An 8,606-nucleotide genomic window follows, 5' to 3' on the forward strand; every position below is an offset into this window, starting at 1 on the left:
GCCGGTTCCCCGGCTGCACCGTCCCCGCCACCGGGTGCGACCTCGACCACGTCATCCCCTACAACCACGACAACCCCAGGGCCGGTGGGTGGACCACCGTGGTGAACGTGGCCTGTCTGTGCCGACACCACCACCGGGCCAAGACCGCCGGCGTCTGGACCGTCCGGATGGACCCCGACGGCACCCAGCACTGGACCGGCCCCACCGGACAATCCACCACCACCCGACCCGACGGGCTCCCCCCGACCCCCGGCGAGCACGGACCCCCCATCCCCGCCGCAGACCGACCCGACTGCACACCACCGCGCACCCGCCGCGGCGGAGGACTCGAGAACGACCTCGACCACGCCCTCACCCAGCACCACGACCTGCAGCACAACCACCGCACCCGACGGCAGTGGCACGACCACGACCACCCACCCCCCGCGCCACCACACCCACCACCCGACAACGACCCACCCCCGTTCTGATGGGCAGGGGCACGGGCGGTGCCGGCGCGCGCTCAGTGCAGGAAGTGCCGCGTCCCCGTCAGGTAGAGGGTCACACCGGCGGCCGCGGCCGCCTCGACGACCTCCTTGTCGCGCACCGAGCCCCCGGGCTGCACCACGGCGCGCACACCCGCGTCGAGCAGCACCTGCAGGCCGTCGGCGAAGGGGAAGAAGGCGTCCGAGGCCCCGACCGACCCTGCAGCCCGGTCACCGGCCCGCGACACGGCCAGGCGAGCGGAGTCCACCCGGTTCACCTGGCCCATCCCGACGCCGACCGACGCCCCGTCGTGCGCGAGCAGGATCGCGTTCGACTTCACCGCCTGGCAGGCGCGCCAGGCGAACTCGAGGTCGGCCAGCGTCGCCTCGTCCGCTGCCTCACCGGCCGCCAGCGTCCAGGTGGTGGCCGGGTCACCGGTCGCGTCCACCCGGTCGACCGCCTGCACCAGCAGTCCCCCGCTGATCCCCCGGAACTCCACCGGGGCGGGGCGCTCGTCGGGTCCGCACCGCAGCACCCGCACGTTCTTCTTGCGCGCCAGCACCTCCAGCGCCCCGTCCTCGTACCCCGGCGCGACGACGACCTCGGTGAACACCTCGGCCACCTGCTCGGCCATCGCCACCGACACCGGGCGGTTCACCGCGATCACCCCGCCGAACGCGCTCAGCGGGTCGCAGGCGTGCGCCTTGCGGTGCGCCTCGGCGACGTCGGCGCCGACAGCGATCCCACACGGGTTGGTGTGCTTGATGATCGCCACGGCAGGACCGTCGAAGCCCGCGGCGGCGCGGCGGGCGGCGTCGGTGTCGACCCAGTTGTTGTAGGACATCTCCTTGCCGTGCAGCTGCTCCGCGGCCGCGAGGCCCCCGTCCGGTCCCCGGTAGAGCGCCGCCGACTGGTGCGGGTTCTCGCCGTAGCGCAGCGTGCTCACCAGCTCCCACGCGCTGCCGCGCCAGGCGGGCGCACCCTCGTCGGCCACCAGCGTGCCGGCCATCCACGACGCCACCGCGACGTCGTAGGACGCGGTGTGCGCGAACGCGTCCGCCGCCAGGCGCACCCGCTCCGCGAGCGTGAACCCACCCGCACCCACCGCGTCGAGCACCTCGTCGTAGCGCGACGGGTCGACCACGACCGCGACCGACGGGTGGTTCTTCGCCGCAGCGCGGACCATCGACGGCCCGCCGATGTCGATCTGCTCGACGCACTCGTCGGGGGACGCCCCGGACGCGACCGTGTCGGTGAACGGGTACAGGTTCACCACGACCAGCTGGAACGCCGCGATGCCGAGCTCGTCGAGCTGGGCCAGGTGGTCGGGCTTGCGGGTGTCGGCGAGCAGTCCGGCGTGGACCGCGGGGTGCAGGGTCTTGACCCGACCCTCGAGGCACTCGGGGAACCCGGTCAGCTCCTCAACACGGGTCACGGGGACACCCGCCTCCGCGACGCGGGCCGCCGTGGACCCGGTGGAGACGATCTCGACCCCGGCCACGTGCAGGCCGGTGGCGAGCTCGGCCAGCCCGGTCTTGTCGTAGACGCTCACGAGGGCGCGTCGGATGGGGGTGCGGGTGTCGGTCACGGGATGCGGGCCTTCCGTCCGTCGAGGGTGATGCCCCGTCGGGCGGCGGCGGCGACGGTGGTCACCAGCAACCGGCGCTCGACGGTCTTGATGCGCTCGTGCAGGGTCTGCTCGTCGTCGTCGGGCTCCACCTCGACGGCGGCCTGGGCGAGGATCGGTCCGGTGTCGACGCCGGCGTCGACGAGGTGCACGGTCGTCCCGGTGACGCGCACACCGTGGGCCAGCGCGTCGGCCACGGCGTGCGCCCCGGGGAACGACGGCAGCAGCGCCGGGTGGGAGTTCAGCACGCGACCGCCGAGCTCGGCCAGGAACACCGGTCCCAGCAGCCGCATGAACCCGGCGCACACGACGAGCGCCGGGTCGTGGACCACGACCGCCTCGGTCAGCGCTCGGTCCCAGCTCGCCCGGTCCGGGTGCTCCGCCGGCCGGACGCAGAACGACGGGACGCCGGCGGCTGCGGCCCGCTCGGCCACGGGGGCCGGCCGGTCGGTGCCCACCGCGACCACCTGGACCTCGCTGGGATCGGCGTCGAGCAACGCCTGCGCGAGGGTGCCCTCCCCCGAGGCCAGGACGACGACGCGGGCCGCGCGGTCGGCCGCGATCCGGGCGGTGGCGTCCAGCTCTCGCTCCTCGGCAGGGTCGGGCACCTCGCAGGTGCGCAGGGCGGGACGGAGCCTAGTCGGCGCGCGGCGACGTCCCGGACGCGGTCGCCGACTCGGGGTCGGGATCGCCGGCGTCCTCGACCTCGTCGGTCTCGTCGGTCTCGTCCTGGGCGTCGGTCTCGTCCTGGGCGTCGGTCTCGTCCTCGGTGTTGGTCTCGTCCTCGGTGTCGGTCTCGGCTACCGCGTCGACGTCGGGGTCGGCCCCGTCCTCGGCGTCGTCTCCCTCGTCCCGGGTGGCCTCGGCCTGGGTGTCCTCGGCCTCGGCCTGGGTGTCCTCGGTCCCGGGGTCGACCGGGTCGGGGACGTCCTCGTCGTCCTCGGCCTCCCGCGCGTCGCGGAGCTCCTGCCGCAGCAGCACCACCACGGTGGCGCACCCGATCGCGGCCAGCCACGCCGCACCGAGGACGCCGAGCAGCGCGGCAGGCACGTGCACGGGGTCGAAGACGCCGGCGCCGAGCCGACCGCCCGCGACCCACCCGGCCAGGGCCAGACCCGCCCCGACGACGCCCGCCGTGGCCAGCACCGTGCGGGCCGCCGTGGTGACGTCACCGCACCGCTGCGCCGCGACGCGACCCAGCACGACCCCGACGACCACGGGCACGACGAGCACGAGCAGCCACAGCCACGAGGTGGAGGACCCGGGCAGCCCGCCGAGCACGGGGACCGGCGGGACGGGACCTCCGACGACCCCGACGGCCGTCACGGACCCACGACCGATCTCGACACCGGGCCCGACGGCGACCGACGTCGCCGCCACCACCGCGTTCGGCAGGTAGAGCAGCGAGACCAGGGTCAGCCCCACCACGGTCCCGACGCTGGCCCCCGGGCCGTACTGCGACCCGACGGTCGAGAAGCCCAGCACCAGCGACGCCGTCAGCAGCAGCGCACCCCCACCGAGCAGACCCGCCGCCACCCGGGGGGCGAGCCCGAGCGCTCGCCACGCCCACTCCGGCAGCTCGTCGGTCCACCGCTGCCAGCGCCCGGACGGACCGGCCACCCCGAGGGCGGCACCGAGGCCGTGCACGAGGACGACGGCCCCGATGGCCGGTCCGGGGGCCACGCCGGCGACGGGCAGCAGCGACGGCCGCTGGGCCAGCAGGACCACGGCGAGCAGGGCGACGAGCACGGGCCCGGCGACCGCGGCGGCTCCCAGCCAGAGCACCCGGTCACCGCTCCACCCCGACTGCCGAACCCCGGCGCGCACGCTGCGGGCGGTCGCCAGCACGAGCACCAGCGTCGGCAGCAGCGGGAGCACACCCAGCGGCTGGCCGTCGATCTGCAGCGACACCTGGTGCGCGGCCAGCCACACCGCCCCGCTCACCGCGCCGGCGCCCTCGAACTCCCCGCCCCCGGCGAGCAGGAGCAGCAGGACGACGACCGCGACGAGGGCCGCGCCGGCGACGGCGGGACCGAGGGCGACGCCGGCGAGGACCTTGGCCGCGTCCTCACGACGACCGTCGCGGGGACGCGTCCGGTGGAGCAGCTGGGTCACGTGCCCAACCCTCGCACCGGGCGCCGGACGGGTCGCTCAGGCGCGCCGGGTCAGCTGCCGTGCCGCCCCTGCTCGTCCTGGCCCGGTGCGCCGAACGCCTGGGTGGGCGGCGCGCCCGGGTCGGGACGGGCCACCTTGGACGTGGCCGGGTCCTCATCCGTCTGCCCCGGCTGGCCCCACGCCCCCTGCGGTGCGGACTGGCCGTAGGTGGGCTGACCGGGCTGCTGGTGCTGGCCGCCCTGCCCCTGGGGCTGTGCGCCGTAGCGCTGACCGCCGGAGTCCTGACCGCCGTATCCCTGACCGCTGGAGCCCTGCTCGCCGTAGCCCTGGGAGCCGTAGCCCTGCGCCCCGAAGCTCTGCGAGCCGTAGCCCTGCGAGCCGTAGCCCTGCGAGCCGTAGCCCTGCGAGCCCTGACCCTGGTCGCCCTGGGGCTGGCCGCCAGGGGCCTGGCCCTGGGACCCGTAGTCCTGCGAGCCGTAGCCCTGGGAGCCGTAGCCCTGGGTGCCGTAGCCCTGCCCGCCGTAGCCCTGGGCGCCGTAGCCCTGCGGCTGCGCACCGAAGCCCTGCCCGCCGAAGCCCTGCGGCTGCGCGCCGTACCCCTGGCCGCCGTGCTCCTGCCCGCCGTACCCCTGGCCGCCGTGCTCCTGCCCGCCGAAGCCCTGGGCCGGCTGGCCCTGCGGCCGGGACGCACCGGGGGTCGGCGCGACGCCGGCGTCGACCAGCAGCGCGAGGACGGCGGCCGCCGCCAGGACGAGGCCCAGCACCAGCGTGGTCCACAGCCCCCAGCCCAGGGTGACGTCACCGGACCCGAGCACCTGGAACACCACGACGAGCCAGCCGGACAGCGCGAGTCCCGCGGCGACGGTGGTCGTCCCGGCCTGGCGCGGCAGCAGCCCGGCCCCGGCCACGAGGCCCGCGGCCAGCAGCAGCCCGACCCCGACGGGTGACCCGCCCGCCGAGTAGGCGCCCGCGGAGATGGTGGACCCCCCGAGCCCGTCCGCGGTGTACTGCGGCGCGAAGCCGAGCAGCCCCACGAGCACCCCGAGGCCGGTCACCACGAGCGGCAGCGCCCGCACCAGGCCACCGGAGGTCTCGGACCCCTGCCCGGGCCCACCCTGCTGGGACACGTTGCTCGCCATCACCGCTCCTGTTCCGTTCGACTGGTCCGTCCGACGTCGGTCACCCGACGCTAGCCCAGCACCCCGCGGCGCAGCCCCCGCAGCCCCACGCCCCGGGACGCACGACGGCCGCCCCCGGGTGGTCCCGGGAGCGGCCGTGGTGCGGGCCTGCCTGCTCAGCGGCCCCGCATGATCTCCCGCATCAGGTCCGCGGTCTCGGTCGGCGTCTTGCCGACCTTGACCCCGGCCGCCTCGAGGGCGTCCTTCTTGGCCTGGGCGGTGCCCGAGGAGCCGGAGACGATGGCGCCGGCGTGGCCCATCGTCTTGCCCTCGGGCGCGGTGAACCCGGCGACGTAGCCGACGACCGGCTTGGTGATGTTGGCCTTGATGTACTCGGCGGCCCGCTCCTCGGCGTCGCCGCCGATCTCGCCGATCATCACGATCGCCTTGGTGTCGGGGTCGGACTCGAACGCCTGCAGCGCGTCGATGTGCGTGGTGCCCACGACCGGGTCGCCGCCGATGCCGATGGCGGTGGAGAACCCGAGGTCCCGCAGCTCGTACATCATCTGGTAGGTCAGCGTGCCCGACTTCGACACCAGGCCGACGGGGCCGGATCCGGTGATCGTGTGGGGCGTGATGCCGGCCAGCGACTCCCCCGGGGTGATGATGCCGGGGCAGTTCGGCCCGATGATGCGGGTCTTGCCGCCCTGGTCCTGGCAGTACTGCCAGAACCACGCGGAGTCCTGCACCGGGATGCCCTCGGTGATGATGACCAGCAGCGGGATCTCGGCGTCGATGGCCTCGACCACGGCGTCCTTGGAGAACGCGGGCGGGACGAACGCGACGGAGACGTTCGCGCCGGTCTCGCTCATGGCCTCGGCCACCGAGGCGAACACGGGCAGCTCGACGTCGGTGCCCTCGGCGTTCTTGTGGGTCACGGTCGTGCCGGCCTTGCGGGCGTTGACGCCGCCGACGATGTTCGCGCCGGAGTCCATCATCAGCGCGGTGTGCTTGGCACCCATCCCGCCGGTGATGCCCTGCACGATGATGCGGGAGTTCTTGTCCAGGAAGATCGACATGTCAGTTGTGGTCCCTTACTTACCGGCAGCCTTGGCTGCAGCGAGGTCGGCACCGGCGTCCATCGTGTCGGCCAGGGTGACGAGCGGGTGGTTGCGGTCGTCGAGGATCTGGCGACCCTTCTCGACGTTGTTGCCGTCGAGGCGGACGACGAGCGGCTTGGTCGCGGCGTCGCCGAGCAGGTCCAGCGCGCCGACGATGCCGTCCGCCACCTGGTCGCAGGCGGTGATGCCGCCGAAGACGTTGACGAACACGGCCTTGACCTGGTCGTCGGACAGGATGATGTCCAGCCCGTTGGCCATGATCTCGGCGTTCGCGCCGCCGCCGATGTCGAGGAAGTTGGCGGGCTTGACCCCGCCGTGCGCCTCGCCGGCGTAGGCGACGACGTCGAGGGTCGACATGACCAGCCCGGCCCCGTTGCCGATGATGCCGACCTCGCCGTCGAGCTTGACGTAGTTCAGGCCCTTGGCCTTCGCCTTGGCCTCGAGCGGGTCGGTGGAGCCGCCGTCCTCCATCGTGCCGTGCGCCTCGTGGCGGAACCCGGCGTTCTCGTCCAGGGTCACCTTGCCGTCGAGGGCCAGGATCTGGTCGTCGGGGGTCCGGACCAGGGGGTTGACCTCGACGAGGGTCGCGTCCTCGCCGACGAAGGTCTCCCACAGCTTCTGGATGGTCTCCGCCGCCGCGTCGAGCACCTCGGCGGGCAGCCCGCCCTGCTCGGCGATGCTGCGGGCGGTGGCCAGGTCGACGCCCTTGACGGCGTCGACGGGCACGCGCGCCAGCGCGTCGGGGTTCTCGACCGCGGTCACCTCGATCTCCACGCCGCCCTCGACCGAGCACATGGCCAGGTAGGTCCGGTTGGTCCGGTCCAGCAGGAAGGAGATGTAGTACTCGGCGGCGATGTCGCTGGCCTCGGCGACGAGCACGTTGGGCACGACGTGGCCCTTGATGTCCATGCCGATGATGTTCGTGGCCTCGCTGAAGGCGTCGTCCGGGGTGGCGGCGTACTTGACCCCGCCGGCCTTGCCGCGGCCGCCCACCTTGACCTGCGCCTTGACCATGACCGGCTTGCCGATCTCCTCGGCGATCGCCTTCGCCTCGTCGGGGGACGCGGCCACGCGCCCCGGCGTCGTCGGTACTCCGTGCTCGGCGAAGAGCTCCTTCGCCTGGTATTCGAAGAGGTCCATCAACCCACCGTCTCGTCCGCGTTGACGTCCGGCCCTGATTGCGACCGCACCGCGCCCGACACTATCGAGGCAGGTCGGGGCGCCCGACACGGGCCGGGCCCGGACGGGCCGGGTGAGATCCAGGTCTCACCGGCGCGCGGGCCGGGCCCGGCGCCGCGGCTGGTCGGGCACCGGCTCCGACTCGTCCCGCCCGCCCACCGCGACCAGCCCCGCGAGCCCGACGAGGGCGAGCACGCCACCGAGCAGCCCCACGCCCGGCGAGCTCTGCCCCACCCCGACCGGCCCCAGCGGCCAGCCCAGCAGCACGAGCACCACGACCCCCAGCGCACCCCCCAGCAGGGCCCGGGCGCGCCGCCGCCGCGACACCGTCGCCACCCACGCCGCGGCGGCGACCGCCAGCGCGGCGGTCAGCAGCGCCCAGGCGTCCAGGCCCGGACCCCCGCCCGTCGGGGAGCCCCCCAGCAGGTAGGGGCCGCGCCCGCCCGGTGAGGTCCACACCGGGGCCAGCACCAGCAGCGCCGCGCCGACGGTGGCCGTGCCCGCGAGCACCCGCGCGGCCGTGGTGGCCTCCGGCCCGGCGGAGGTGTCGACGTCGTCGCGCTCGGCGGCACCCGCGACACCGGCGGCACCGGCGGCGACCGCGGCCGCCACGCACCCGAGCCCCACGAGCACCGGGCCGGTGCCGACCCCGACGCCGGGGGCGGCGAGACCGGTCACCACCGCCTGCCCGAGCCCGCCGGCGGCGACCAGCAGCCCCACCCACAGCACCCCGAGCGCGGGCCGCAGGTCGGCCCCCGGGCCGGTGCCGCCGGCCAGCACCCCGGCGGCGACCGCCGCGAGAAGCACCCCGGCCACCAGCACGACCCGCGCGGCCGCGACGTCGGGCACCGCCACGCCGGCGGGCACCGAGAACGCGGGCAGCAGGGCGGCGAGCTCGGCCAGCACCCGGGCCAGCACCCCGGCAGCCCCGGCCGCGCGGGTCGCCCGGCGCACCGGGGGCAGCACGGGCGTCGCCGCGGG

At 75.1% G+C, this 8,606-nt stretch carries 7 protein-coding genes and 1 pseudogene; 1 reads left to right on the forward strand and 7 read right to left on the reverse strand.

Translation table 11 applies throughout. From position 1 onward, the window contains the following. On the forward strand, positions 1-470 hold a 470-nt coding region (locus ACYVOF_RS05260; RefSeq protein ID WP_460864482.1), incomplete at its 5' end, for an HNH endonuclease signature motif containing protein. Between the two features lie 32 nt (positions 471-502). Here ACYVOF_RS05260 and purH read toward each other — a convergent pair. The 7 genes and pseudogenes from purH to ACYVOF_RS05295 all read right to left on the reverse strand — a co-directional run. Continuing rightward, positions 503-2,053, reverse strand: a complete 1,551-nt coding sequence (gene purH / locus ACYVOF_RS05265; RefSeq protein WP_460864483.1) for a bifunctional phosphoribosylaminoimidazolecarboxamide formyltransferase/IMP cyclohydrolase — start codon at positions 2,051-2,053, stop codon at positions 503-505. Further along, on the reverse strand, positions 2,050-2,700 hold the full coding sequence (purN, locus tag ACYVOF_RS05270) for a phosphoribosylglycinamide formyltransferase (protein WP_460864484.1): 651 nt from the start codon (positions 2,698-2,700) through the stop codon (positions 2,050-2,052). The genes purH and purN overlap by 4 nt, the downstream gene beginning before the upstream one ends. Positions 2,701-2,728: 28 nt before the next feature. Then, positions 2,729-4,207, reverse strand: a complete 1,479-nt coding sequence (locus ACYVOF_RS05275; RefSeq protein WP_460864485.1) for a cell division protein PerM — start codon at positions 4,205-4,207, stop codon at positions 2,729-2,731. 50 nt (positions 4,208-4,257) lie between these two features. Next, on the reverse strand, positions 4,258-5,346 hold the full coding sequence (locus ACYVOF_RS05280) for a DUF5336 domain-containing protein (RefSeq protein WP_460864486.1): 1,089 nt from the start codon (positions 5,344-5,346) through the stop codon (positions 4,258-4,260). 155 nt (positions 5,347-5,501) lie between these two features. Further along, positions 5,502-6,404 carry a succinate--CoA ligase subunit alpha gene (gene sucD / locus ACYVOF_RS05285; protein WP_460864487.1) on the reverse strand — a complete coding sequence of 301 codons (903 nt, stop codon included), beginning with the start codon at positions 6,402-6,404 and terminating at the stop codon, positions 5,502-5,504. Positions 6,405-6,419: 15 nt separating this feature from the next. Beyond that, positions 6,420-7,586 (reverse strand): ADP-forming succinate--CoA ligase subunit beta, encoded by a 1,167-nt coding sequence (gene sucC, locus ACYVOF_RS05290; RefSeq protein WP_460864488.1) that lies wholly within the window; start codon positions 7,584-7,586, stop codon positions 6,420-6,422. Between the two features lie 126 nt (positions 7,587-7,712). Further along, a pseudogene (locus ACYVOF_RS05295) lies at positions 7,713-8,606 on the reverse strand (hypothetical protein); the annotation flags it as partial.

The sequence above is a fragment of the Rhodococcus aerolatus genome (genome assembly GCF_054783215.1).